Raw genomic sequence first — 25014 nt, 5'->3', positions numbered from 1 at the left:
TGGGAGCGGGCTTGCTCGCGAAAAGGGAGTGTCAGTAAACATTAATATTGCCTGACACACCGCATTCGCGAGCAAGCCCGCTCCCACATGTTTTGTGAAACGCTGGTTGTTCAGGCATAACTCCTGAGGGCCTCCGGCGGAATGAACGCCTCCAGCTCATCTTCCACAGCTTCAATGATTCGTTCTACATCCGCCGCATTCATGACCGTTGCGCAAGGAATGCCGGCAATGGCGATCATGGTTTCGCCACTGGCGCGGTCGAACAGCCGCGCAACCATACTGCCCGGCGCATCCATGGTCGCTTCGAAACCCATGGGATGAAAATGCCAGCGCATCAGCTGGCAGGCATTTGGAAAAGTGACTTTGCTGAAGGAACCTTTATTCATGTGTTGCCCACCTTAATCATCGAGCGCTTCCCTTAGCTCATGTTAGGAGGGAAGAACCTTCAATGGCTCAACCGGTGACTGTCTTTAAAAGTAGCATCCAGATGTGAAAGTCATGTGGATTTTTTCAGTCCGTTTAGCGATTGGTTCATTTTTTTTGACGCAGATCATGAGACACCGATTTTGTGGCGAAAGGCCAATATTGCCGGGGCATTCCACGGGGCCATTGAAGCCTGGCGAGAACTTCGGCAAGCTCGGTTTTTTCTCATTGAGTCCTTTATGCACGCCGATGATGATGCTCCGTTGCAAACCCTGGCCACGGGCGAGACGGTCATGCGTTACCACCTGCGCTGGAAACACCGGGATCTGGACGGCGTCATGGCGCTTTATCATCCGGATATTCAGTACAACGACTTTTTCCAGAACCGCGTGATGGGGCTGGACGAATTGCGCGAGTATGTGCGCGACAGCATGCCGCGCGATCCGGATGAAGCCTTGGAGCATTCAGACCGTATTCGTCTGGACGGCAACACGGCGTTCATTCAGTACCGCATCACCCTTCGCGGCGGCGAGGGGCTGGTGTCGTTTCGGACCAGCGAGGCGATTACCGTACGTGATGGACTGATCTGGCGGGTCAATGAATACGCCACGCTCGTGCATGAGCAAGCGACCGACAAGGCCGCGCGCAACCTGCGCCCGGCGGTCAGTCGACTCGGGCTGTCACCGCGGCAGCTGAGTTTCATGGCCGATGATTTGCAGCAGTACTTCCAGCGCCAGCAACCTTATCTGGATCCTGAACTCGACCTGCAGCGGGTGGCGAAGGAGTGCGGGTACAGCCGCAATCAGATTTCCTACCTGCTGAATCAGGTGCTCGGGCAAAGCTTCTACCGTTACGTCAATCAGGCGCGGCTGCAGCATTTGCTTGCGGCACTGGACGCCGCCACACCGCCACTGCGTATCGACGAACTGGCCTTCGCGGCTGGGTTCAATTCGTTGTCGGCGTTTTACAGCTGTTTTCGTCGACACACCGGCCTGTCGCCCAAGGCTTACGCCAAACAAATTTCTTTGCGTGCACGCGCGCAAGACAATCCCTGAGCCCACGCACTAGGATCGACGCCATCGAAGTTTTCAGTGGCGGAGTCTTGCATGTCAGCGTGGCGCACGATCAGTTTGTGGATGGATCAACTCGACGAGCCATTGCTGGCACGCCCGGCGCTGGAGCAGGATCTGGATGTCGACGTGGCCATCATTGGCGCCGGTTACACCGGGCTCTGGACCGCGTACTACCTCAAGCGCCTGGCACCGGAGCTGGACATTGCCATCGTCGAAGCCCAAACCGCCGGTTTTGGTGCTTCGGGCCGTAACGGCGGTTGGCTGATGGGCAACCTGCTGGGCGAAGATCGCTTACTCGCCGATCTACCGGCCGAACAGCGCCGCGCCTCTTTCGAACTGCTGCACTGTATCCCTGATGAAGTAGCGATCGTGCTCGAACGAGAAGGCATCGACTGCGATTATCGCAAAGGCGGGGTGCTTTACTGTGCTGCGCGTTATCCAGAGCAGGAAGCCAGTCTGCGCCATTATCTGGACACGCTCTACCGCCAGGGGCTGACCGAAAGCGACTATCGCTGGCTCAGTCCCGAGCAATTGGCGCAACAGATCAGAGTTGCCAAACCTTATGGCGGTATCTATGCACCGCACGTCGCGACCCTTCACCCGGCAAAGTTGGTCCGAGGTTTGGCGCGGACGGTGGGGCGCATGGGGGTCAACATTTATGAGAACAGCCCGGTCACGCAATGGCAGTCGGGCAGTTTGCGTACGGCCAAGGCTCAGGTTCGCAGCCGCTGGATCGTGCCGGCGGTAGAAGGGTATGCGGCCACATTGCCACCGTTGGACCGTTATCAGTTGCCGGTCCAGAGTTTGCTGGTGGCGACCGAACCACTGTCCGCCGCGACCTGGGACGAAATCGGCCTCAGCCACGGTCAGGCTTTCAGCGAAAGCAGTCGCCAAGTCACCTATGGCCAGCGTACGGCGGATAACCGCTTGGTATTTGGCGCCCGAGGTGGCTATCAATTTGCAGGCAAGTTGCGCCATGACTTCGACCTGACCACCAGCGAAATAGAGTTGCGGCGCTACCTGTTCAGCGAACTTTTTCCGCAGCTCAAGAGCGTCCGAATTACCCATGCCTGGGGCGGCAACCTGGGTATGTCCCGGCGCTTCAAGCCGCACATGCTCTGTGATCAGGCCAGCGGCATCGCCTTGTCCGGTGGTTATGGCGGGGAGGGCGTCGGTGCCAGCAACCTCGGCGGGCGGACGCTGGCCGACCTGATTCTTCAGCGCGACACCGAGTTGGTCCGCCAGCCTTGGGTCATTCCTCAGGGTGGTCTCGACGCGCTCAAAGCCTGGGAACCGGAGCCCTGCCGCTGGTTGGGCTACAACGCGATCATCCGCAGCTTCGTCCACGAAGACCAGACCCTGGCCAAGCCGACCACCGCGCCCTGGCGACGCAAACTGGCCAGTCGGGTCGCGGGGTTCATGGAAGGTTTCATGCACTGAACGGCATTTTTCTCAATCGACAGGTACTCCCATGCCAATCACTCACTTCAAGAACACCGCAACCCTGACGCTGGAAGAGTCGACTCCGGTCGCCGTGCCATTGGGCACGCCCGTGGCGGTGGCCTCGACCACCAGCGTCGAACGCGACGATGGTGTCGAAACCGGCGTCTGGGAATGCACGCCCGGCCGCTGGCGCCGGCAGATCGTTGCCCAGGAATTTTGTCACTTCATTCAGGGCCGCTGCACCTTCACTCCGGACGACGGTGAAACCCTCTACATAGAAGCCGGCGATGCACTGATGTTGCCAGCCAACAGCCTCGGCATCTGGGACATCCAGGAAACCGTGCGCAAGACCTACGTTTTGATTTTTTGATCTTCTGATTGCCTGCCAACAACAACTCATACAGGAATCGCCCCATGATCCGAAAGACACTGACGCTTGCTCCACTGGCGCTCGTCGCGACCTTCAGCCAGGCCGCCGAGACCGTCAAAATCTACAACTGGTCGGACTACATCGCCCCGGACACCACCAAGAACTTCCAGAAAGAAACCGGTATCGCCTTCAGTTACGACGTCTTCGACAGCAACGAAACCCTTGATGGCAAGTTGATGACCGGCACATCCGGGTATGACGTGGTGTTCCCGTCCAACCACTTCATGGCCCGACAGATTGAGGGTGGGGCCCTGAAAAAACTCGACAAGAGTCAGTTGCCCAACTGGAAAAACCTCAACCCGGTGCTGCTCAAGACGTTGCAGGCCAACGACCCGGGCAACGAGCATGGCTTCCCGTATTTGTGGGGCAGCACCGGCATCGGCTACAACGTTGCCAAGGTCAAGGCCGTGTTGGGCGACAACGCACCGGTGGATTCCTGGGACCTGATCTTCAAACCCGAGAACATGGCAAAGCTGCAAAAGTGCGGCGTCGCCATTCTCGACAACGGCCCCGAACTGTTGCCGGCGGCGCTGAACTACCTGGGGCTGCCACATCACAGCAAGAAGCCCGAGGACTATAAAAAGGCAGAAGCGCTGCTGATGAAAGTCCGGCCCTATGTCAGCTATTTCCACTCATCCAAATACACCAGCGACCTGGCCAACGGTGACATCTGCGTGGCCGTCGGCTTCTCTGGCGACATTATCCAGGCGGAAAACCGCGCCAAGGAAGCCAGGAATGGTGTCGACATTGGCTATTCAATCCCCAAGGAAGGCGCCGCCATCTGGTTCGACATGGTCGCCATGCCCGCCGACGCCCCGGACGAGAAAGCCGGTTACGCCTTCATGAACTACCTGCTGCGCCCCGACGTCATGGCCGGCATCAGCAACTACGTGCACTACGCCAACGGCAACGAACAGGCCGACAGCCTGATCGACCCGGCCATCAAGAGCGACACCAAGGTTTATCCGAGCCCGGAGATGATGGGCAAATTGTTTGCGCTAGAGGCGATGCCGTTGAATATTGACCGGGTGCGGACGCGGGTGTGGAACAAGATTCGTACGGGTAGCTGAGCGGTCAAATCTTGTAGCCAATGGCGCCGGTTGGGTTGACTGCAATGAGGCTTGGCACCTCTTTGCAAACGAAACAGGTGTCCAGGGGCAACTGGGGGCACCTCTGGCTCCCAGTTGCCAGCAGCGCAGATTTTCAGGCAGCTTCGGTATGGAAAGGATAGTCCGTGTACCCCACCTCGGTGCCACCGAAGAACGACTCGCGGTCGTATGGGTTCAGCGGCCAGCCGTTGCGCAGGCGCTCCGGCAAGTCCGGGTTGGCGATGAAGTGGCGGCCAAAAGCGACCAGGTCTGCATCGCCGGCCTCAAGGATCGCCTTGGCTGATTCACCAGAGAAGCCGCCCGCCGCGATAAGGGTTCCCTTGTAGTGCTGGCGTATGAGTTGGGACGCCACCGGATTCTGGTCCCGACGTTCGTCCTCGGCGACACCTAAAATGCGCGGCTCGATCAGATGCAGATAGGCGAGGTCCAGCTTGTCCAGCTCGCGCGCGACATGGGTGAACAGACCAATGGGGTCGCTGTCGGACATATCGCCGAAATTGCCGCTCGGCCCCAGACGCACCGCCACCCGATTGCTGCCCCAGACGGAGATCACCGCTTCTACTGCGTCCAGCAGGAACCGGCTGCGGTTCTCGAACGAGCCACCGTAGATATCCGTACGTTTGTTGCTACCGTCCTGGAGGAATTGATCGAACAGGTAGCCGTTGGCCGAGTGCAACTCCACGCCGTCAAATCCGGCTGCGATGCCGCGTGCGGCCGCGGCGCGGAAGCTGTCTACCAGCCCGTGGATTTCAGCGATGGTCAGTTCGCGCGCCGGGGAGCCGGGGGTCCAGCCGGACTCGGTGAAGGCCAGGCCGCCGTGGTCCACGACGGAAGGGGCCACCGGCTGGGCGCCGTCCGGCTGTAGCAGGCTGTTGGACTGGCGCCCCGCATGGTAGAGCTGCAGGAAGATTTTGCCGCCCTTGGCATGAACGGCGTCGGTCACGAGCTTCCAGCCGGCGATCTGGCTGTCGTCATACAGACCGGGAGCACCGAGGTATCCATTGCCATTGGGTGCGGCGATAGTGGCTTCGCCGATCAGCAGGCCACCGGCAGTGGTGCGTTGGGCGTAGTACTCGGCCATCAGTTGGCCAGGAATAGCGCCTGGTTCGGCACGCATGCGGGTAAGTGGCGCCAGTACGACGCGATGGGCAATCTGGTATGGACCTATTTGGACGCTCGTATGCAGTTTGGACATGACATCGATACCTATCAGTGGCGGGATGGGCGCAATGTAGGCGTAAAATGCGTGAAGAAAAATGTCCCGCGATGCCGAACATTTCGGATGGTTTTTCCGTAATCCGGCCTTGTTGGTGGGGTTCTACCGGGGAAAGCAGGAAAGTGATGGAAAGTCTGAGTGGCATCTCAATGTTCGTGCAAGTTGCCGAAACGCGCAGCTTTACCGAGTCCGCCCGGCAGTTGGGGGTGTCATCTTCAACCGTGGGCAAAGCCATCGCTCGGATGGAGGAGCGCTTGCACGTACGGCTGTTTCATCGCAGTACACGCAGTATCACGTTGACGGCCGAGGGGACTCTGTTCCTTGAGCGATGCCGCCGCATCCTCAGCGAGGTCACCGCTGCCGAGTCCGAGTTGTCAGGCCTGGCTGGCAGTCCACGTGGGCGGCTTCGCGTGGGTACACCTCTACTGGGCGACCTGATGATGCCGGCCTTTGACGGGTTCATGGAGCGGTATCCGGAAGTCGAACTGGATATCGATTTTTGCGACCGTATGGTCGATGTGATCGAGGAAGGGTTCGACGCGGTGATTCGGACTGGCGAGCAAACCGATTCGCGCTTGGCCGCGCGCCGCTTGGGCTCCTGCGCACATGTGCTGGTGGCGTCGCCAAGCTATCTCAAGCGGCATGGTGTACCCACTTCTGCGCGTGAACTGGAGAGCCATTCATGCCTGCAACACAAATTCCCCGCAACGGGAAAGCTGGAGCGTTGGCCACTGCGGCTCGGAACATCCGAGGCTGAATTGGTGCTGCCCGCCACGATGACGTCGAACACGATCGAGCCTCTTGCCTATGCCGCAATCCAGGGCAGGGGGATTGCCTTTCTGCCTACCTTCCTGGTGCGCGAAGCGCTGGAACGCGGCCAACTGGTCACAGTGCTGGACGATTACGTGGACCGCCAGGTTGTCTTCTGGATGCTGTGGCCAGCCAGCCGCTATGCCTCGCCCAAGCTACGCGTGTTCATTGACTACATGAGTGCGCACTTGCGCATCTGATGCCTCAAGCCTCCAGCCTAAGGCGCATGCTTTCACGGTGGGAGACCTCGAGTAGCGGCGGCAGAAGGCGCGTGCGGTGTTACCCGACGCGCCAGTCTGTCATTTGCTGACGTCCAGCACCACGCGGTAGCGCGCCTTGCCACTGCGTAGGTGATCGATGGCTTCGTTGACCCGGCTCATGGGAAAGTGCTCGACCTGCGGCAGACGCCGCAATACTCCACTGCGACTTCCACCTCTTCGCCCCCCAATGGACCGGGATCGTAGCTATAGCGCTGCAGCGGAGCGCCTGCCGACGTTGCAGCCCAACCGGTGAAAGTAGTGAGTTCGGTGCTGTCGCTCATGGGATACCTCCAGATCAGGAGACAGGGGCTTTGACCGCTCGGATGCGGTGGCCTGGCAACGCTGATCAGCAGCCAAGGCGTAATCATTCTAGCAGGCTGCAATGACAAGCATGGTCCGGGAGCGGTGTTGGAATTAACGGGTCGTCGGAGCCTGTCTCCGGCCACCGCTGCAACTAACTGGACGTTTAATTTAGTTGATAGCAATACACTGGCACTTATATTAATAAGTCCGAAAAAAATGCGAACTCATCTACAGAAAAACAACTTACCCATATTTAATATTTAAATAGCAAATTGTCGGACAATCCGGCTAAAACCTTCAACTACAAACTATATTTCGACAGCGCACGCACTGTTTGCTGGAGTTCGCCGGAACCACTCAATTTGACGTCAAAAAAAATGTAGACGTTTGATTTCGAATTGTGTCAGTTTTTATACGCCTTCATTGGGCGAGTGATAGGACGATCTCGCCAGAGATTGTCGTATCGGACAAAAACTGTTCCATTGCTAAACAAGGAAGTGTGTTTATGTCGAAAGTAAAAGACAACGCTATTGATCTTGCCGAACAGGGCTTTGCGCCATTGCAAGCGCTGGCTGCCCCCAGTTCCGCCTACAACCAGATCGATAGTTTCAGCCATCAGTATGATCGGGGTGGCAATCTCACGGTCAATGGCAAACCCTCCTTCTCCGTCGACGAGGCTGCTACCCAGCTGCTGCGTGACGGCGCTGCCTACCAGGACAAGGACGGCAGCGGCAAAATCGAACTCACCTACACGTTCCTGACCTCGGCTTCGTCGAGCACCATGAACAAGCACGGCATCAGCGGGTTCAGTCAGTTCAGCGCGCAACAGAAAACCCAGGCCGTGCTTGCCATGCAATCCTGGGCCGACGTGGCCAATGTCACCTTTACCGAAAAGTCTTTTGGCGGCGACGGTCACATGACCTTCGGTAACTACAGTAGTGGTCAGGATGGCGCCGCAGCATTCGCCTACCTGCCTGGCACCGGTGCAGGTTATGACGGTACTTCGTGGTATCTGACGGGCAGTGGCTATAACGTCAACAAGACGCCGGACCTGAACAACTACGGCCGTCAGACCCTGACCCACGAAATCGGTCATTCCCTGGGCCTGGCTCACCCTGGCGACTACAACGCCGGTGAAGGCGCGCCGACCTACAATGACGCGACTTACGGGCAAGACACCCGCGGTTACAGCGTCATGAGCTACTGGAGTGAAAGCAATACCGATCAGAACTTCAGCAAGGGCGGTGTGGAAGCCTATGCGTCTGGCCCGCTGATGGACGATATCGCCGCCATCCAGAAACTCTACGGTGCCAACACCACCACCCGTACCGGTGATACCACCTACGGCTTCAACTCCAACGCCGGTCGCGACTTCCTGAGCGCGTCTTCGTCGTCGGACAAAATCGTGTTCTCGGTCTGGGATGCGGGCGGCAAGGACACCCTGGATTTCTCCGGTTTTACCCAAAACCAGAAGATCAACCTCAATGAAGCCTCGTTCTCCGATGTTGGCGGCATGGTGGGCAACGTGTCCATTGCCAAGGGCGTCACTGTCGAGAACGCGATTGGCGGTTCGGGTAGCGACCTGCTGATCGGCAACAGCGTGGCCAACGAACTGAAGGGCGGTGCCGGCAACGACATCCTCTTCGGTGCGGGCGGTTCGGACAAACTGTGGGGCGGTTCGGGCTCGGACACCTTTGTGTTCGCGGCCAGCAGCGACTCCAAGCCAGGTGCGGTCGACCAGATCCTCGACTTTGTCAGTGGCCTGGACAAGATCGACCTGACCGGCATCACCAAAGGCGCCGGCCTGCATTTCGTGAACTCGTTCACCGGTGCGGCAGGCGATGCGGTATTGACCACTTCGGGCGGCAATAGCCTGTTGTCGGTGGACTTCTCCGGGCACGGAGTGGCTGACTTCCTGGTCAGCACCGTTGGCCAGGCGGCGTTCTCGGACATCGTGGCCTGATTCAAGGCAAAAAGGAGGGCGGCGCTTGACGCGCCGCTCTCTGTCCCTTGAACGGCAAGTGTTATGAGTAAGGCTACAACCCAGAGTAAAACGCCCTATGATCCAGAACGCTTTTACTTACAAAGCAACCGCGTGGCTGTTGGCAACGCTGATGATGTTTCTTGGAGAGGTAGCCATGGCAAGCAGTCTGAAATTAGCCGACCCGTCGGAACTCGCCGGGAAATGGCAGGCCACCTTGAATACCGCGCAAGACTCCCCCGAGTCCCAGGCGCTGCAGGACAAACCGTCGAATGTTTGCACGATCGAGTTCAATTTGAACCAGACCCTGGGCGAGGGGGCCGCCTGCCTCGGTGCCTGGCTGAACCAGTCGGCGATTGGCTGGTTCCCGGAACCGGATGGCATTGCCGTGACCGGTAGAGAAGGCTCAAGAATTGTGTTTTTCAGCCGACAGCGTGAGGGGCTTTATAAAAGCACCTTGAAGTCAGGTCTGATCATTACGCTCGAGCGCACTGCGCATTAAGTAAATAATGCCTGACTGAATATAAAAATAGTTATTGCCGTTATAAGCAGCAGATCAATAGCCGGAACGCTCTGAAGAGCACAAAGAGTTGTTATTAATGTGCAAGCGATAACCGGCAAAAAGAATGTCTCGGCCATGGGCGGACAGTTAATTGGAACCTCGTCAAGTAAGGCGAGGATTAATACCTCAGGAAAAACCAATGAAGATGGCGAAGAGCCCGGCCACTGCCCCGTTATTCAAGGCGCTGGGCGACTATAAGAGCATCCTGATCAGCGTCGGGTGTTTTACCGCACTGATTAACGTGCTGATGTTGGTCCCGTCGATTTATATGCTGCAGGTCTATGACCGGGTACTGTCTTCGCAAAACGAAACCACCTTGGCAATGTTGTCGTTGATGGTGGTCGGGTTCTTCGCTTTTATCGGTTTGCTGGAAATCGTGCGCAGTTTCATTGTTATCCGTATCGGCAGCCAACTGGAGCGCCGCTTCAACCTGCGGGTGTATCAAGCCGCTTTCGAGCGCAACCTGTTCAAGGGCGAGGGCAACGCTGGGCAATCCCTGGGCGACTTGACCCATATTCGCCAATTCGTCACCGGCCCGGCGCTGTTTGCCTTCTTCGACGCACCGTGGTTTCCGGTGTATCTGTTTGTGATCTTTCTGTTCAACGTCTGGCTCGGCGTATTGGCCACCGCGGGCGCGGTACTGCTGATCGGGCTGGCCTGCCTCAACGAGGCCATGACCAAAAAGCCTTTGGGCGAAGCCGCGGGGTTTTCCCAGAAATCCAGCCAACTGGCCACCAGTCACCTGCACAACGCCGAAACCATTCAGGCCATGGGCATGCTCGGTGTCTTGCGCAAGCGCTGGTTTGAGGTGCACTCGCGTTTTCTCGGCTTGCAGAATCAGGCCAGTGACACCGGCGCGGTTATTAGCTCCCTGAGCAAAACCCTGCGCCTGTGCCTGCAATCCCTGGTGCTGGGGCTGGGCGCCTTGCTGGTGATTCAGGGTGATATGACCGCCGGGATGATGATCGCCGGTTCCATCTTGATGGGCCGGGTACTGAGTCCCATCGATCAGTTGATCGCCGTGTGGAAACAGTGGAGCGGCGCCAAACTCGCTTACCGCCGTCTCGACGCTTTGCTGCAAGCTTTCCCGCCGGGTGACGAAGCCATGGCGCTGCCGGCGCCAAAAGGCCAGATCACCTTCGAGCAAGTCAGCGCCGGCCCGCCGGGGCAACGGGCAGCGACCTTGCACATGGTCAATTTCAACCTGGGCGCCGGGGAAGTGCTGGGAGTACTCGGCGCTTCCGGTTCGGGTAAATCGACCCTGGCCCGAGTGCTGGTCGGCGTCTGGCCGACGCTCGGCGGCACGGTGCGGCTCGATGGCGCGGACATTCATCGCTGGAACCGCGACGACCTCGGTCCTTACATCGGTTATCTGCCCCAGGACATCGAACTGTTCAGCGGCAGCATCGCCGAGAACATCGCTCGATTCCGTGAGGCGGATCCGCAAAAAGTCGTCGAAGCCGCGCAACAGGCCGGCGTTCATGAACTGATTCTGCGCATGCCGCAAGGCTACGACACCGTGCTGGGCGAGGACGGCAGCGGCTTGTCCGGTGGCCAGAAGCAACGCGTGGCCTTGGCTCGCGCGCTGTACGGCAATCCGAGCCTGGTGGTGCTGGATGAACCGAACTCCAACCTCGACACCGTCGGCGAAGCGGCATTGGCCGGCGCCATCGCGCACATGAAGGCCCGGGGCACCAGCGTGATTCTGGTTACCCATCGCTCTTCGGCCCTGGCCCAGGCCGACAAATTGCTGGTGCTCAACGAAGGTCGCTTGCAGGCCTTCGGCCCAAGCCAGGAGGTGCTCAAGGCGCTGTCCGGCGCTCAGGAGCAGCAACGTGAAAAACCTGCACAGGCACCGGGCGGGCTCAGCATGAGCCGGCAGTATCAGCCCACGACAAGGAATTCGGGTGTATGAGCAGCACACGCATGAACGACGACAGCGAAGCGACGATGGAACACGACTACATCGCCGAACGCCCTGAGCGCGACGCGCGTTTCGTCGCCCGCATGGGCTGGATTCTGGCGATTGTCGGTGCCGGCAGTTTCTTCACGTGGGCGAGTCTCGCGCCGCTCGATCAAGGCATTCCCGTGCAGGGGACCGTGGTGGTCTCGGGCAAGCGCAAAGCCGTGCAATCGATGAGCAGCGGCGTGGTCAGCCAGATTCTGGTGCGCGAAGGGCAAGTGGTGAAGCAGGGCCAGCCGCTGTTTCGTCTCGACCAGACCCAGGTCGCGGCCGACGTGCAATCCCTGCAAGCGCAGTACCGCATGGCGTGGGCCAGCCTGGCACGCTGGCAAAGTGAACGGGACAACCTCAAACAGGTGAGTTTCCCCGCCGAACTGAGCAACGATCCTGACCCGCGTCTGGCCCTGGTGCTCGAAGGCCAACGGCAATTGTTCAGCAGCCGTCGCGAAGCCTTTTCCCGTGAGCAAGCGGCCCTGCGCGCGAACATCGAAGGCGCCAGCGCGCAACTGGCCGGCATGCGCCGCGCACGCACCGACCTGACGGCCCAGGCCAGTTCCCTGCAACAACAGTTGAGCAATCTTCAGCCCTTGGCGGACAACGGCTACATCCCGCGCAACCGCTTGATGGATTACCAGCGTCAGTTGTCGCAAGTGCAGCAACAGCTGGCAGAAAACTCCGGGGAAAGCGGTCGGGTGGAGCAGGGCATCCTTGAGTCCCGGCTGAAACTGCAACAGCACAGCGAGGAATACCAGAAGGAAGTCCGCAGCCAACTGGCCGACGCGCAACTCAAAAGCGTGACCCTGGAAGAGCAATTGACCTCTGCCGGCTTCGACCTGCAACACAGCGAAATCATCGCCACCGCCGACGGCATCGCCGTCAACCTTGGAGTTCACACCGAAGGCGCGGTGGTGCGTCAGGGCGACACGCTGCTGGAGATCGTCCCGCAAGGCACACGCCTGGAAGTGGAAGGGCACCTGCCGATCAACCTGATCGACAAGGTCGGCACGCACTTGCCGGTGGACATTCTGTTCACCGCGTTCAACCAGAGCCGTACCCCGCGAGTTCCCGGCGAAGTCAGCCTGATCTCCGCCGACCAGATGGTCGATGAGAAAACCGGTGTGCCGTACTACGTGCTGCGCAGCAGCGTCAGTGATCAGGCCATGGAAAAACTCAACGGTCTGGTGATCAAGCCGGGCATGCCGGCAGAAATGTTCGTGCGTACCGGTGAACGTTCACTCCTCAACTATTTGTTCAAACCGCTGCTCGACCGGGCAGGCTCCGCGTTGACCGAGGAATAAGGATGTTCGGCTGTATGAATAAGCTTTCCCTGCTCGCAGCGACCCTGGCGTTGCTGACGTGCAACAGTGCGATGGCCATGGGGCCGTTCGAAATCTACGAGCAAGCATTGCGCAATGATCCGGTGTTCCTCGGCGCCATCAAGGAGCGTGACGCAGGCCTTGAAAACCGCGCCATCGGCCGCGCCGGGCTGCTGCCCAGGCTCGGTTACAACTACAACAAGGGGCGCAACGACTCCAAGGTCACCTACCTCAACGATCGCGGGAACCGCCAAAGTGATGACCGCAACTACAGCAGTTACGGCTCGACCTTGACCCTGCAACAGCCGCTGCTCGACTACGAGGCGTACGCGGCGTACCGCAAAGGCGTGGCGCAATCGCTGTTCGCTGACGAAAACTTTCGTGGCAAGAGCCAGGAGCTGCTGGTTCGCGTGCTGGAGAATTACACCAAGGCGCTGTTCGCTCAGGACCAGATCGACATTGCCCGGGCCAAGAAGAAAGCCTTCGAGCAGCAGTTTCAGCAGAACGAGCAGATGTTCCGCCAAGGCGAAGGCACGCGCACCGATATCCTCGAAGCCGAGTCACGTTATGAACTGGCGACCGCCGAGGAGATCGAGGCGCACGATGAACAGGATGCGGCCCTGCGTGAGCTGGGCGCACTGATTGGCGTGCCGACCATCGACATTGCCGACCTGACACCACTGGATCAGAACTTCCAGACCTTCACCCTGCAACCGGCCAATTACGACACCTGGCACGAGATGGCGGTGGCCAACAACCCGAACCTGGCCTCCCAGCGCCAGGCGGTGGAAGTGGCGCGCTACGAAGTCGAACGCAACCGCGCCGGCCACCTGCCAAAAGTCAGCGCCTATGCCTCGGTGCGCCAGAACGAATCGGAAAGCGGCAACACCTACAACCAGCGCTACGACACCAACACCATTGGCATTGAAGTCAACGTGCCGCTGTATGCCGGCGGCGGCGTCTCGGCCTCGACCCGGCAAGCCAGCCGCACCATGGAACAGGCCGAATACGAACTGGATGGCAAGACCCGGGAAACCTTGATCCAGTTGCGCCGCCAGTTCAGCGCCTGCCTGTCGGGGGTTAATAAACTGCGGGCTTATCAGAAGGCGTTGACGTCGGCGGAAGCGCTAGTGATCTCGACCAAACAAAGCATTTTGGGCGGCGAACGGGTCAACCTCGATGCGCTGAACGCCGAACAACAACTGTTTACCACCCGCCGGGATCTGGCCCAGGCGCGCTACGACTATTTGATGGCCTGGACCAAATTGCATTACTACGCCGGAACCTTGGGCGACCAGGACCTGGCCAAGGTGGATGAGGCCTTCGGCCAAGGCCCGAAAGCTCAGTAGCGCATAGAAACATTGTGGCGAGGGAGCTTGCTCCCGCTGGACTGCGAAGCAGGCCCAATGGCGGTTGCTGCGCAACCGAACGGGAGCAAGCTCCCTCGCCACAGAAACAGAGCAACGCCGCCCCAGGACTGGGGACTACAACTCTAAAAACGCCAAGAAAGCGAGAGTCATGCACATGGATGTACAGATCAAGCCGATGTCGGTCGGCACGTTATTGCTCCTGATTTCATCAGTACCAGGCCCAGCCCAGGCGCTTTATCTGGAAACCGGCAAACCCGGCGACGCAGCCAGTTGGCGCTCGACAGAGTTCCAGCGCGATTGGGGACTGGCGCGCATGCAGGCCGATCAAGCCTATGCCGCCGGCATCACCGGCAAAGGCGTGAAAATCGGCGCGCTGGATTCCGGTTTCGATTCCAGCCATCCCGAATTTGCCGCAGACCGTTATCACGCGGTGACGGCCAGCGGCAGCTATGTCGACGGCTCAGCGTTCAATGTCGACGGCACGCTCAACACCAACAACGACTCCCACGGCACCCACGTCACCGGCACCATGGGCGCTTCCCGGGATGGCACCGGCATGCACGGCGTGGCGTACAACGCGCAAATCTACGTCGGCAACACCAACAAGAACGATAGTTTCCTGTTTGGCCCCAACCCCGACCCGCGCTACTTCACTGCGGTCTATAACGCCCTGGCGGATGCTGGCGTACGCGCGATCAACAACAGCTGGGGCAGCCAGCCGCCGGACGTCAGCTACCGAACCCTCGACGACCTGCATGCCGCCTACGCCCAACACTGGAACAAAGGCACCTGGCTCGACGCCGCCGCCGACGTTTCGCGGCGTGGCGTGATCAACGTGTTCAGCGCCGGCAACAGCGGCTACCCGAATGCCAGCGTGCGTTCGGCCTTGCCGTACTTTCAGCCGGACCTGGAAGGCCACTGGCTGGCGGTGTCGGGGCTGGATCAAAGCAACCAGCAGAAATACAACCAGTGCGGGATCGCCAAGTATTGGTGCATCACCACGCCGGGCGCGAAGGTCGACAGCACCATTCCCGGTGGCGGTTACGCGATCAAGTCCGGCACCTCCATGGCCGCGCCGCATGCCACCGGGGCATTGGCGCTGGTGATGGAACGCTATCCGTACATGAACAACCAGCAGGCGCTGGAGGTGCTGCTGACCACCGCGACCCAGCTCGACGGCTCGATCACCGAGGCACCGAGTACGCGCATCGGTTGGGGCGTGGCCAACCTCGAACGGGCGATGCACGGGCCGGGGCAATTGCTCGGGTCGTTCGACGCCAATCTGGGGGCAGGGCAAAGCGATGTCTGGAGTCATGACATCACGGACAAGGCGCTGATTCAGCGCCAGGCCGAAGACGCCGCCGAACACAGCGCCTGGCAACAGGAATTGCTGGACAAAGGCTGGCAGAACGGTGTGCCGGTCGGTGCCAGTCAGCAGGATCAAACCGATTACGCGGTAGGCATGGCTCGTGATTCCGCCGCTGCCAACCGAGTCTACGAAGGCAGCCTGATCAAGTCCGGTGCCGGGCGGTTGATGCTGACCGGCGACAACACGTATCGCGGCCCGACCACGGTCAACGGCGGTTTGCTGGCGGTGAACGGCTCGCTGACGTCGGCGGTGACCGTCAATGACAGCGGCACCCTCGGCGGTAACGGACGGATCGCTGCCTTGACCGCCAATGCCGGCGGTACAGTGGCGCCCGGTAACTCCATCGGTACGTTGCAAGTCAGTGGCGATGTGACGTTTGCGCCAGGTTCGACTTATGCCGTCGAACTGTCACCCACCAGCAGCGACCAGATTATTGCCGGCGGTACGGCCACGATCAGCGGCGCGACCGTGAGCCTGTCCCTGGAAAACAGCCCGACCTTGCTCAGCACCCAACAAGTGCAAAGCCTGCTGGGCCATCAGTACAACATCCTGCAAGCGGCGGGCGGCATTGAAGGCCAGTTCGGCGCGGTGCTGCCCAACTACCTGTTCATCGGCGGCAGCCTCGATTACGCCGCGACTGGTATTCAGTTGAGCGTTGAGCGTAACGCCACGACCTTCGCCAGCGTCGGGCAAACGCCGAATCAGCGTAATGTCGCGGCCGCTGTGGAAGGGCTTGGCGCGGGTAACGCAGTCTATGAAAGCCTATTGCTGTCGCCGACCGCGAGCTCGGCGCAACAGGCCTTCCAGCAGTTGTCGGGGGAAATCTACCCGGCGCTGGGCTCGGTGTTGATCAATGACAGCCGTTATCTGCGTGATGCGGTCGGTGAGCGTCTCAACGAAGCCAATGGCTCCCGAAGCAACGGCTGGATCAAGGCACTGGGCGCCTGGGGCAAGACCGATCACAGCCATGACACCGCCGGCTACACCACGTCGATTGGCGGTTTGTTGGCCGGTGTCGATGGCGCAGTGGATGACGAAACCCGTGTCGGCCTGGTCGCCGGTTATAGCGACAGCTCGGCCAGCATGGGCTCCGGAACTCATTCATCAGGGCAGGTCGACAGCTATCACCTGGGCGCCTATGCCGGCCACGAAATAGGCGCCTGGCGCCTGAGTGCCGGGGGGGCCTACAGCTGGCATCGGGCCGACGTCAAACGTGACCTGCAATACGGCGACGTCAGCGCCAAACAGAAAGCCAAAGTCGACGCCGGGACCACCCAGGTGTTTGGCGAAGCAGCTTATCGCTTGAACCTGCAAGCACTGGCCTTGGAGCCATTCGCCAACCTGGCCTACGTACATCTCGACACCGAGGGCTTCACCGAAAAAGGTGACGCAGCGGCGCTCAAAAACCGCGGCGACCGGCGTGACGCGGTACTCAGCACCCTGGGCGTACGCGCGCTGAAAACGCTGACGCTGTCCGGTCAGCAACAGCTGGACCTGAGCGGCAGCCTCGGCTGGCAGCACAACCTTAGCCACACCGACTCCGAGGAACACCTGGCGTTTGCCAGCGGTGGCACTCCGTTCGTGGTGGAAAGCTCGCCACTGGTTCGCGATGCGGCGCTGGTGGGCGCCCATGCCAGCCTGGCCTTGAGCCGGGATGTTCGGCTGAACCTCGATTACACCGGCCAACTGGCCAGCCGCGAGAAGAGCCACGGCGTCGGGCTGAGCCTCAATTGGCAGTTTTAATCCGGTAAACACCGGTTGTGGCGAGGGGCTTGGCGCAATCCATGTGGGAGCGGGCTTGCTCGCGAAGACGTCGGCACAGCCAACATTGATGTCGTCTGACACACCGCTTTCGCGAGCAAGCCCGCTCCCACAGGTTCTGTGCCTTGACTGACAGGCATTGGGTAGGCCCCTGGCCACAAGGATTTTGGCAACACAACTAAGGACGGTAGTTCGATGAATAACAAGTACAACAACCTTGCCTTGCTCTGCGCATTGGCCACCCTGGGCACCGCACACGCGGCGCCCTACGTGGAAAACGGCAGGACAGGCGATCCCGATAGCTGGCGCAGCACCGAGTTCAACGCCGATTGGGGGCTGGGGGCGATCAACGCTCAGGAGGCCTATGCCGCCGGTTACACCGGCAAAGGCGTGAAGCTGGGGATTTTCGATCAGCCGGTTTACGCCTTGCACCCGGAGTTTTCCGGGGCCAATAAGGTGATAACCCTGGTCACCAGTGGCATCCGCGAATACACCGACCCGTACATTCCGGTCAAAGCCGGGGATGCCTTTTTGTATGACGGTTCGCCCTCGGTGGGCTCCAACGGCAAACTCGGTGCCCATGGCACTCACGTTGGCGGGATCGCCGCGGGCAGTCGCGATGGCGGTCCGATGCACGGCGTCGCCTTTGGTGCGCAAATCATCAGCGCCGACAACGGTGACCCGGGCCCGGAAGACGGGATCATTCGCGGCAACGACGGCGCGGTGTACAAGGCCGGTTGGGATGCCCTGATCGCCAGCGGTGCGCGGATCATCAACAACAGCTGGGGCATCGGCATCACTGATCGCTTCGACCTGGGTGGTCGGGATCCGGCGTACCCGCACTTCACCGTGCAGGACGCGCAACTGCAGTTCAACGAGATCCAGACCTTGCTCGGGACCAAACCCGGCGGTGCCTACGACGGCGCCATCGCGGCGGCCCGCAGCGGCATCGTGACGATCTTCGCCGCCGGCAACGACTACAACCTCAACAACCCGGACGCCATCGCCGGCCTCGGCTACTTCGTCCCGGAGATCGCGCCGAACTGGATGACCGTCGCCGCGTTGCAGAGGAATCCGGACACCAGCAGCCCCGATCCTTACAACATCAGCACCTTCTCGTCGCGTTGCGGCTACACCGCGAGCTTCTGCGTGTCGGCACCGGGCAGCCGCATCTACAGCTCGATTATTAGCGGCACCAATGCCAATGACCTGACCACCGGCTACGCCAATTACAACGGCACCTCCATGGCGGCGCCGCACGTTGCAGGCGCGGTGGCGGTATTGATGGAACGCTTCCCGTACATGACTGGCGCGCAAGTCGCCAGCGTACTGCGCACCACTGCCACCGACCTCGGCGCACCCGGCGTCGACTCGCTGTACGGCTGGGGCATGATCAACCTGCGCAAAGGCATCGATGGCCCGGCGATGTTCGTGACCGAGCAGGACATTCCCGAAGAATTCCGCATCGACGGCGCCTACGGCTCCAGCCAGTTTGTCGCGGACTTGCCGGGTATCGGCGCGATCATCGACGCCGGCAAACCCACCGAGCGTGTGTGCAATGACGTGCATTGCGGGCTCGATGTCTGGCGCAACGACATTTCCGGCCATGGCGGCCTGACCAAGCAGGGCATCGGCACACTGGTGCTGACCGGCGCCAATACCTACGCCGGCCCGACCCTGGTCAATCAGGGCCGATTGGCCATCAACGGTTCGCTGCTGTCGGCCGTCACCGTCAATGACAGCGGGATCCTCGGCGGTAACGGCAGCATCGCGGCGCTGACCGCGAAAAGCGGCGGTACCGTGGCCCCCGGCAACTCCATCGGCACCTTGCAGGTGGCGGGCGACGTGACTTTCGAGCCTGGCTCGACCTACGCCGTAGAGCTGTCGCCCACCAGCAGCGACCAGATCATTGCCGACGGCAAGGCTGTGATCGAAGGCGCAACGGTTAGCCTGTCTCTGGAAAACAGCCCGACATTGCTGACCACCAGCGAAGCGAAATCCCTGCTCGGCAATCAGTACAACATCCTGCAAGCGGCCGGCGGAATCGAAGGGCGCTTCGGTGCGGTGGTGCCGGACTACCTGTTCCTCGGCGGCACCCTCGACTACTCCGCTGGCGGCATTCAATTGGCGGTGGTGCGCAACGCGACCTCCTTCACCAGCGTTGGCCAAACCCCGAACCAACGCGCCGTGGCCGCTGCCGCCGAGCAGTTGGGCGCAGGCAATCCGCTCTACGAAACCCTGCTGTTGTCGCCGACCGCCGCTGTCGCGCAACAAGCGTTCCAGCAACTCTCTGGTGAGATTCATCCGGCAATCGGCACGCTGCTGATTAACGACAGCCGCTATCTGCGCGATGCGGTTGGCGAGCGTCTGCGTGAGCACGATTTGTTCGACGCCGGGGCACCCACCGATGACCGCAGCAACGCCTGGCTCAAAGTGCTCGGCGCCTGGGGCAAGAGCGATGGCGGGCATGATAACGCCAGTTCCAACAGCTCCATTGGCGGGCTGCTGGCCGGTGTCGATGGCTTGATCACTGAAGATACCCGACTGGGTTTCGTCACCGGTTATAGCGACAGCTCGTTGAGCATGGGCGATGGCACGCACTCGTCGGCCTCGGTCGACAGCTACCACTTGGGTGCGTACCTGGGCCATGAAATCGACGCGTTGCGCCTGAGCGTCGGTGGCGCCTACAGCTGGCATCGCATCGACGTCAAACGTGACCTGCAATTTAACGGTGTCCGCGGCAAGCAGAAATCCAAACGCGATGCGACCTCCGCGCAACTGTTCACCGAAGCGGCGTATCGCCTGGACCTGCAACCGATCGCTCTGGAGCCATTCGTTAACTTGGCTTACGTGCACTTGAACACTGAAAGTTTCAGCGAAAAAGGTGACGCCGCTGCACTCAAGGGCGGGGAAAACAACCGCGACGTGGTGCTTTCGACCCTTGGCTTTCGGGCGAGCAAAGCCATTGCGCTGTCCGACCAGCAACAGCTGGAACTGTCCGGCACGCTCGGCTGGCAGCACAACCTGAGCAACACCCGTTCCGAAGACCACTTGGCCTTCGTCAATGGCAACACCGCGTTCAGCGTGCAAAGCGTGTCCATGGACCGCAATGCCGCGGTGGTCGGTGCCCGTGCCGGATTGGCGCTGGGCCGCGATACCCGTTTGAACCTGGATTACAACGGGCTGCTCGGCTCCCGGGAAAAAGACCACGGTGTGGGCCTGACCCTGGACTGGCAGTTCTGATTTGACGCAAAGGAAGCAAGCACATGGGACTGTTTGATTACAAAAATGCCGGCAGTGAGGCCGGCAAAGCGTTGTACTCCGACGCGATCGCGCTGACGCTCTACGCGTACACGCCCACCGGTCAGCCATTGCCGGCGACCGCTTGGGCGCCGATTGACGCCACAGCGTTGGGCTATCAGGGCAACGTCGGGGCTCAAGGCACCTTCTATGGCGAGAAGGACGGCTTCACCAGCGCCGAAGCCGAAGTGCTCGGTAAATACGACGAGGCAGGCAAGCTGATCGGCATCGGAATCGCTTTTCGTGGCACCGGTGTCCTGGGCTACAGCGATACCTTCGGCGACATGAAAAACAATTTGCTGGCCGCGGTCGGCCCGGTGGATTACGCGACGAACTACGCGAAAAACGCCTTCGATACTTTGCTGAAAAGCGTCGCCGCGTTCGCCATCGCCCATGGCTTGAGTGCCAAGGACGTGCTGGTCAGCGGGCATAGCCTCGGTGGATTGGGGGTTAACAGCCTGGCGGAGTTGAGCGGCAATAACTGGGGCGGTTTTTTCAAGGACGCCAACTACATCGCCTTCGCCTCGCCGACCCAAAGCGCCACCGGCAACAACGTGCTGAACATCGGCTACGAGAATGACCCGGTGTTTAGAGTGCTCGACGGCACCACCTTCAGCAGTGGCTCGCTGGGCAAGCACGACGGTCATCAGGAGTCGGCGACCAACAACATCGTCAACTTCAATGACCAGTACGCTTCCACCGCGCAGAACCTGGTGCCGTTCAGCATCCTCAATCCGCTGAACTGGTCGGCCCACGGCTCGTTGGGCTATGCCGACGGTTTGAACCGGGTGATCGACTCGCGCTTCTACGACCTCACCGACAAGGACTCGACGCTGATCGTGTCCAACCTGTCGGAATCGTCCCGAGGCAGTACCTGGGTCGAAGACCTGGGCCGCAGCGGCGAGCCGCACACCGGCAGCACCTTCATCATTGGCACCGACAGCAATGACTGGCTCAAGGGCGGCGCGGGCAATGACTTCATCGAAGGCCGTGACGGGAACGACCGGTTCCGAGATGACGGTGGCTACAACCTGCTGCTGGGTGGCAAGGGCAGCAACACCTTCGAGCTGCAGAAGCCGTTGCAGAACTTCAGCTTTGCCAATGACGGCGACGGCACGCTGTACGTGCGCGATGCCTACGGCGGCATCAGCATGACCCGCGACATCGGCGCGCTGGTGAGCAAGGAATCGGGCTCGTGGTCGGGCAGCAAGGAGGTGACCTACAACGTCACCGCCAACGGTTTGCTCAACGGCACGGAACTGACCCATTACAACCACTCGCTCAACGGTGATGCCTACGGCAACACGCTGGTGGCCAGCGTCGACGGTGACTGGCTGTTCGGCCACGCCGGCGACGATCTGCTGCGCAGCGACAAGAGCCACGTGACCTTCGTCGGTGGCGCGGGCAATGACGTGATGCAGGCCTCGGGGGGCGGCAACAACACCTTCCTGTTCAGCGGGGCCTTCGGCTTCGATGCGATCAATGGGTATCAGGGCAGCGACAAACTGGTGTTCATGGGCGTCCAGGGCGCGGGGCAGGGGTATGACTACACCCAGCACGCGACCCAGGCCGGCAACGACACTGTGCTCAAGATTGGCGATTACGCCGTAACGCTGGTGGGCGTAGGTCTGGATAATCTCTCGGCTTCGGGAATTACGTTTGCGTAAAAGCTGCATGCACTAAAGGCTCCGGGGCGCCTCGTGATTGAGGCGTCCTGGCTGTGAGCTATCTCTGACAATTCCAACAAAGAGAGAGGCAATACCAATGGGTGTGTATGACTACAAGAACTTCGGCACAGAAGACTCCAAGGCGTTGTTCAGCGACGCCATGGCGATCACGCTGTATTCCTATCACAACCTCGACAACGGTTTCGCCACCGGTTACCAGCAAAACGGCTTCGGCCTGGGCTTGCCGGCAACTCTGGTGACCGCGCTGATCGGCGGCACCGATTCCCAGGGCGTCATTCCCGGCATTCCCTGGAACCCCGATTCGGAAAAGGCCGCGCTCGAGACTGTGCAAAAAGCCGGCTGGACACCGATCACCGCCGCGCAATTGGGCTATGACGGCAAGACCGACGTTCGCGGAACCTTCTTCGGCGAGAAGGCCGGTTACACCAGCGCCCAAGTCGAGATCCTCGGCAAGTACGACGCCGAGGGTTATCTCACCGAAATCGGCATCGCTTTTCGCGGCACCAGTGGCCCGCGGGAAATCCAGATCGGCGACTCCATCGGTGATGTGATCAACGACCTGATGGCAGCGCTAGGGCCAAAGGATTATGCGAAAAACTACGTAGGTGAAGCCTTCGGCAATCTGCTCAGTGACGTTGCAGCATTTGCCCAGGCCAATGGGCTTTCGGGCAAGGACGTACTGGTCAGCGGCCACAGCCTCGGCGGGTTGGCGGTCAATAGCCTGGCGGACTTGAGCAGCGATAAGTGGTCCGGTTTTTACCAGGATTCCAACTACATCGCCTACGCCTCACCGACCCAAAGCAGCAGCGACAAAGTGCTGAACATCGGTTATGAAAACGACCCGGTGTTCCGCGCCCTCGATGGCTCGTCGTTCAACCTGGCCTCGGTAGGCGTGCACGATGCCGCCAAGGATTCGACGTCCGATAACATCGTCAGCTTCAACGACCACTACGCCTCGACGGCGTGGAACGTGCTGCCGTATTCGATCCTCAATATTCCCACCTGGATTTCCCACTTGCCCACCGGTTACGGCGACGGCATGACCCGCGTGCTGGAGTCGCAGTTCTACGACCTGACCAGCAAGGATTCGACCATCATCGTCGCCAACCTCTCGGACCCGGCGCGCAGCAACACCTGGGTCCAGGACTTGAACCGCAACGCCGAAACCCACAAAGGCAGCACCTTCATCATCGGCAGCGACGGCAATGACCTGATCCAGGGCGGCAAGGGCAACGACTACCTGGAAGGCCGCGACGGTAACGACACCTTCCGCGATGGTGGTGGCTACAACATCCTGTTGGGCGGCAAGGGCAGCAACGTGCTGGACCTGCAGCAGTCGGTGAAAAACTTCGTCTTCGCCAATGACGGTGCCGGCAACCTGTACGTGCGCGACGCCAATGGCGGCATCAGCATCACTCGCGACATCGGCAGCATCGTCACCAAGGAGCCGGGTTTTCTCTGGGGGGTGTTCAAGGATGACGTGACCCACAGCGTCACCGCCAATGGCCTTGTGACCGGCAGCAACCTGACCCAGTACGCCTCAAGCGTGAAGGGCACGACCGGCGCCGACACCCTCAATGCGCACGCAACCGGCGACTGGATGTTTGGCTTCGATGGCAACGATCATTTGATCGGCGGCACCGGCAACGATGTGTTTGTCGGCGGGGCGGGTGACGACCTGCTGGTATCAGGCGGCGGGGTCGACACGTTCCTGTTCAGCGGCGCGTTTGGTCAGGATCGGGTGATGGGCTATCAAGCCAACGACAAACTGGTGTTCCTCGGGGTTCAGGGCGTTGCGCCGAACGATGACTACCGGGCCCATGCCACGGCGGTGGGGCAGGATACGTTGCTCACATTTGGCAGTGATTCGGTGACCCTGGTGGGTGTCGGGCTGGACAGTTTGTCCGGTAGCGCGATTGTGATCGCCTGAGGGTGATGCGGCGCCGGTAAGGGCCTCTTCGCGAGCAAGCCCGCTCCCACATTTCGATCGCAGGCGTACCCATATTGGGTGTTCACTGAAGATCGAATGTGGGAGCGGGCTTGCTCGCGAAGAACGATAACGCGGTAAACCTGCCTGCCCCCGTGACTCACCGGCCACCCTTTGACTCCAATACCTGCACCAACAGGAATCTGGCACTAAACCATCAGCCCATCCACGCGTTATCCCTATGACGCCGGTGCTGCATGCCGCCATTGAGTACAGGAGATTTTGCAACGTGAGTAACAGCAAGAGGTACACCTTCGGTCTGGCGCTGGCCTTGTTATCGGCAACCGCCGCCGCAGAACTGCCTCAAAGCTCGATTCTGACCCGTTACGGGGTCACCTCTGATCAACTGCCGAAACCGGCCGCGATCCAAACCACCAAACCCACCACGCCCGTCGAAGAAAAAAGCCGCTTTCAGCTCCAGCCGGAACAGCCCTGGGTGACTGTGCGCCTGGGCGACGGCAAACCACCGGAGCAGACCGGCAATATCAGCATCGATCGTTCGATGCAGCAGGAACGGGAGCGTTGCCAGCGGATGCAGGAGCGACTGATACGGCAAGGAGGGCAGTCCTTCTCCTGCGATAACAGTATTTCTGCAACTCACTAAACATAGCGGGTGCCTTTTAAGTCAGAGAAACCTGTGGCGAGGGAGC

General features: G+C 60.2%; 17 protein-coding genes and 1 pseudogene. 15 read left to right on the top strand and 3 right to left on the bottom strand.

All coding sequences use genetic code 11. From position 1 onward, the window contains the following. Window positions 1-110: 110 nt before the first annotated feature. Window positions 111-386, bottom strand: coding sequence for a DUF1652 domain-containing protein (locus PMI36_RS20785; RefSeq protein WP_007896200.1), 276 nt, complete (start codon window positions 384-386; stop codon window positions 111-113). Between the two features lie 276 nt (window positions 387-662). Between PMI36_RS20785 and PMI36_RS20790 the strand changes: the two genes are divergently transcribed. Genes PMI36_RS20790 through PMI36_RS20805 form a run of 4 tightly spaced genes read left to right on the top strand, consistent with a single transcriptional unit; the run spans window position 663 to window position 4439 of the window. Further along, window positions 663-1478, top strand: a complete 816-nt coding sequence (locus PMI36_RS20790) for an AraC family transcriptional regulator (protein WP_008069854.1) — start codon at window positions 663-665, stop codon at window positions 1476-1478. 51 nt (window positions 1479-1529) lie between these two features. Beyond that, complete coding sequence (locus PMI36_RS20795) at window positions 1530-2936, top strand: NAD(P)/FAD-dependent oxidoreductase (protein WP_008069852.1); 1407 nt, start codon at window positions 1530-1532, stop codon at window positions 2934-2936. A 31-nt stretch (window positions 2937-2967) separates the two neighbouring features. Beyond that, window positions 2968-3309 carry a cupin domain-containing protein gene (locus tag PMI36_RS20800; RefSeq protein WP_008069850.1) on the top strand — a complete coding sequence of 114 codons (342 nt, stop codon included), beginning with the start codon at window positions 2968-2970 and terminating at the stop codon, window positions 3307-3309. 44 nt (window positions 3310-3353) lie between these two features. Further along, entirely contained in the window at window positions 3354-4439 is a 1086-nt protein-coding gene (locus tag PMI36_RS20805) for a polyamine ABC transporter substrate-binding protein (protein WP_008069848.1), read from the top strand. A gap of 133 nt (window positions 4440-4572) precedes the next feature. Here PMI36_RS20805 and PMI36_RS20810 read toward each other — a convergent pair whose 3' ends face one another. Then, window positions 4573-5673 (bottom strand): alkene reductase, encoded by a 1101-nt coding sequence (locus tag PMI36_RS20810; protein ID WP_008069846.1) that lies wholly within the window; start codon window positions 5671-5673, stop codon window positions 4573-4575. Window positions 5674-5819: 146 nt separating this feature from the next. Between PMI36_RS20810 and PMI36_RS20815 the strand changes: the two genes are divergently transcribed. Beyond that, window positions 5820-6704: a LysR family transcriptional regulator gene (locus tag PMI36_RS20815; protein ID WP_008069845.1), complete on the top strand. Its 885-nt coding sequence runs from the start codon at window positions 5820-5822 to the stop codon at window positions 6702-6704. Window positions 6705-6904: 200 nt separating this feature from the next. Here the strand turns inward: PMI36_RS20815 and PMI36_RS31420 are convergent. After that, a pseudogene (locus tag PMI36_RS31420) lies at window positions 6905-7045 on the bottom strand (alcohol dehydrogenase); the annotation flags it as partial. A 527-nt stretch (window positions 7046-7572) separates the two neighbouring features. On the opposite strand from PMI36_RS31420, the gene PMI36_RS20820 reads away from it, so the two are divergent. The 10 genes from PMI36_RS20820 to PMI36_RS20865 all read left to right on the top strand — a co-directional run bounded on the left by PMI36_RS20820 (window position 7573) and on the right by PMI36_RS20865 (window position 24968). Beyond that, on the top strand, window positions 7573-9030 hold the full coding sequence (locus PMI36_RS20820) for a serralysin family metalloprotease (protein WP_008069843.1): 1458 nt from the start codon (window positions 7573-7575) through the stop codon (window positions 9028-9030). Window positions 9031-9127: 97 nt separating this feature from the next. Further along, window positions 9128-9550: an AprI/Inh family metalloprotease inhibitor gene (locus PMI36_RS20825; protein WP_008069842.1), complete on the top strand. Its 423-nt coding sequence runs from the start codon at window positions 9128-9130 to the stop codon at window positions 9548-9550. 199 nt (window positions 9551-9749) lie between these two features. Continuing rightward, the gene (locus PMI36_RS20830; protein ID WP_008069840.1) at window positions 9750-11525 is read left to right on the top strand and encodes a type I secretion system permease/ATPase; all 1776 of its coding nucleotides are present in this window, start codon (window positions 9750-9752) and stop codon (window positions 11523-11525) included. Beyond that, the gene (locus tag PMI36_RS20835; RefSeq protein WP_008069839.1) at window positions 11522-12871 is read left to right on the top strand and encodes an HlyD family type I secretion periplasmic adaptor subunit; all 1350 of its coding nucleotides are present in this window, start codon (window positions 11522-11524) and stop codon (window positions 12869-12871) included. Before PMI36_RS20830 ends, PMI36_RS20835 begins: the two co-directional genes overlap by 4 nt. Window positions 12872-12873: 2 nt before the next feature. After that, window positions 12874-14238, top strand: a complete 1365-nt coding sequence (locus tag PMI36_RS20840) for a TolC family outer membrane protein (RefSeq protein WP_008069837.1) — start codon at window positions 12874-12876, stop codon at window positions 14236-14238. Between the two features lie 175 nt (window positions 14239-14413). Then, the gene (eprS, locus tag PMI36_RS20845) at window positions 14414-17371 is read left to right on the top strand and encodes an autotransporter serine peptidase EprS (protein WP_008069830.1); all 2958 of its coding nucleotides are present in this window, start codon (window positions 14414-14416) and stop codon (window positions 17369-17371) included. A 213-nt stretch (window positions 17372-17584) separates the two neighbouring features. Then, a complete protein-coding gene (locus PMI36_RS20850; protein ID WP_008069829.1) occupies window positions 17585-20632 on the top strand; it encodes an autotransporter serine protease in 3048 nt (1015 codons plus the stop codon). Window positions 20633-20655: 23 nt separating this feature from the next. Continuing rightward, complete coding sequence (locus PMI36_RS20855; RefSeq protein ID WP_008069828.1) at window positions 20656-22356, top strand: polyurethane esterase; 1701 nt, start codon at window positions 20656-20658, stop codon at window positions 22354-22356. Between the two features lie 97 nt (window positions 22357-22453). Beyond that, window positions 22454-24307, top strand: a complete 1854-nt coding sequence (locus PMI36_RS20860; RefSeq protein WP_008069826.1) for a polyurethane esterase — start codon at window positions 22454-22456, stop codon at window positions 24305-24307. A 286-nt stretch (window positions 24308-24593) separates the two neighbouring features. After that, a complete protein-coding gene (locus PMI36_RS20865; RefSeq protein WP_008069824.1) occupies window positions 24594-24968 on the top strand; it encodes a hypothetical protein in 375 nt (124 codons plus the stop codon). Window positions 24969-25014 lie beyond the last annotated feature (46 nt).

The sequence above is a fragment of the Pseudomonas sp. GM79 genome, from assembly GCF_000282495.1.
GTDB lineage: Bacteria > Pseudomonadota > Gammaproteobacteria > Pseudomonadales > Pseudomonadaceae > Aquipseudomonas.
This window is presented reverse-complemented; position numbering and strand designations above follow the sequence as displayed.

Bases quoted from the DNA above. Each gene is read 5' to 3' on its own strand.
- PMI36_RS20785 (WP_007896200.1), bottom strand. From the start codon at position 386: ATGAATAAAGGTTCCTTCAGCAAAGTCACTTTTCCAAATGCCTGCCAG.
- PMI36_RS20790 (WP_008069854.1), top strand. From the start codon at position 663: ATGCACGCCGATGATGATGCTCCGTTGCAAACCCTGGCCACGGGCGAG.
- PMI36_RS20795 (WP_008069852.1), top strand. From the start codon at position 1,530: ATGTCAGCGTGGCGCACGATCAGTTTGTGGATGGATCAACTCGACGAG.
- PMI36_RS20800 (WP_008069850.1), top strand. From the start codon at position 2,968: ATGCCAATCACTCACTTCAAGAACACCGCAACCCTGACGCTGGAAGAG.
- PMI36_RS20805 (WP_008069848.1), top strand. From the start codon at position 3,354: ATGATCCGAAAGACACTGACGCTTGCTCCACTGGCGCTCGTCGCGACC.
- PMI36_RS20810 (WP_008069846.1), bottom strand. From the start codon at position 5,673: ATGTCCAAACTGCATACGAGCGTCCAAATAGGTCCATACCAGATTGCC.
- PMI36_RS20815 (WP_008069845.1), top strand. From the start codon at position 5,820: ATGGAAAGTCTGAGTGGCATCTCAATGTTCGTGCAAGTTGCCGAAACG.
- PMI36_RS20820 (WP_008069843.1), top strand. From the start codon at position 7,573: ATGTCGAAAGTAAAAGACAACGCTATTGATCTTGCCGAACAGGGCTTT.
- PMI36_RS20825 (WP_008069842.1), top strand. From the start codon at position 9,128: ATGATCCAGAACGCTTTTACTTACAAAGCAACCGCGTGGCTGTTGGCA.
- PMI36_RS20830 (WP_008069840.1), top strand. From the start codon at position 9,750: ATGAAGATGGCGAAGAGCCCGGCCACTGCCCCGTTATTCAAGGCGCTG.
- PMI36_RS20835 (WP_008069839.1), top strand. From the start codon at position 11,522: ATGAGCAGCACACGCATGAACGACGACAGCGAAGCGACGATGGAACAC.
- PMI36_RS20840 (WP_008069837.1), top strand. From the start codon at position 12,874: ATGTTCGGCTGTATGAATAAGCTTTCCCTGCTCGCAGCGACCCTGGCG.
- eprS (WP_008069830.1), top strand. From the start codon at position 14,414: ATGGATGTACAGATCAAGCCGATGTCGGTCGGCACGTTATTGCTCCTG.
- PMI36_RS20850 (WP_008069829.1), top strand. From the start codon at position 17,585: ATGAATAACAAGTACAACAACCTTGCCTTGCTCTGCGCATTGGCCACC.
- PMI36_RS20855 (WP_008069828.1), top strand. From the start codon at position 20,656: ATGGGACTGTTTGATTACAAAAATGCCGGCAGTGAGGCCGGCAAAGCG.
- PMI36_RS20860 (WP_008069826.1), top strand. From the start codon at position 22,454: ATGGGTGTGTATGACTACAAGAACTTCGGCACAGAAGACTCCAAGGCG.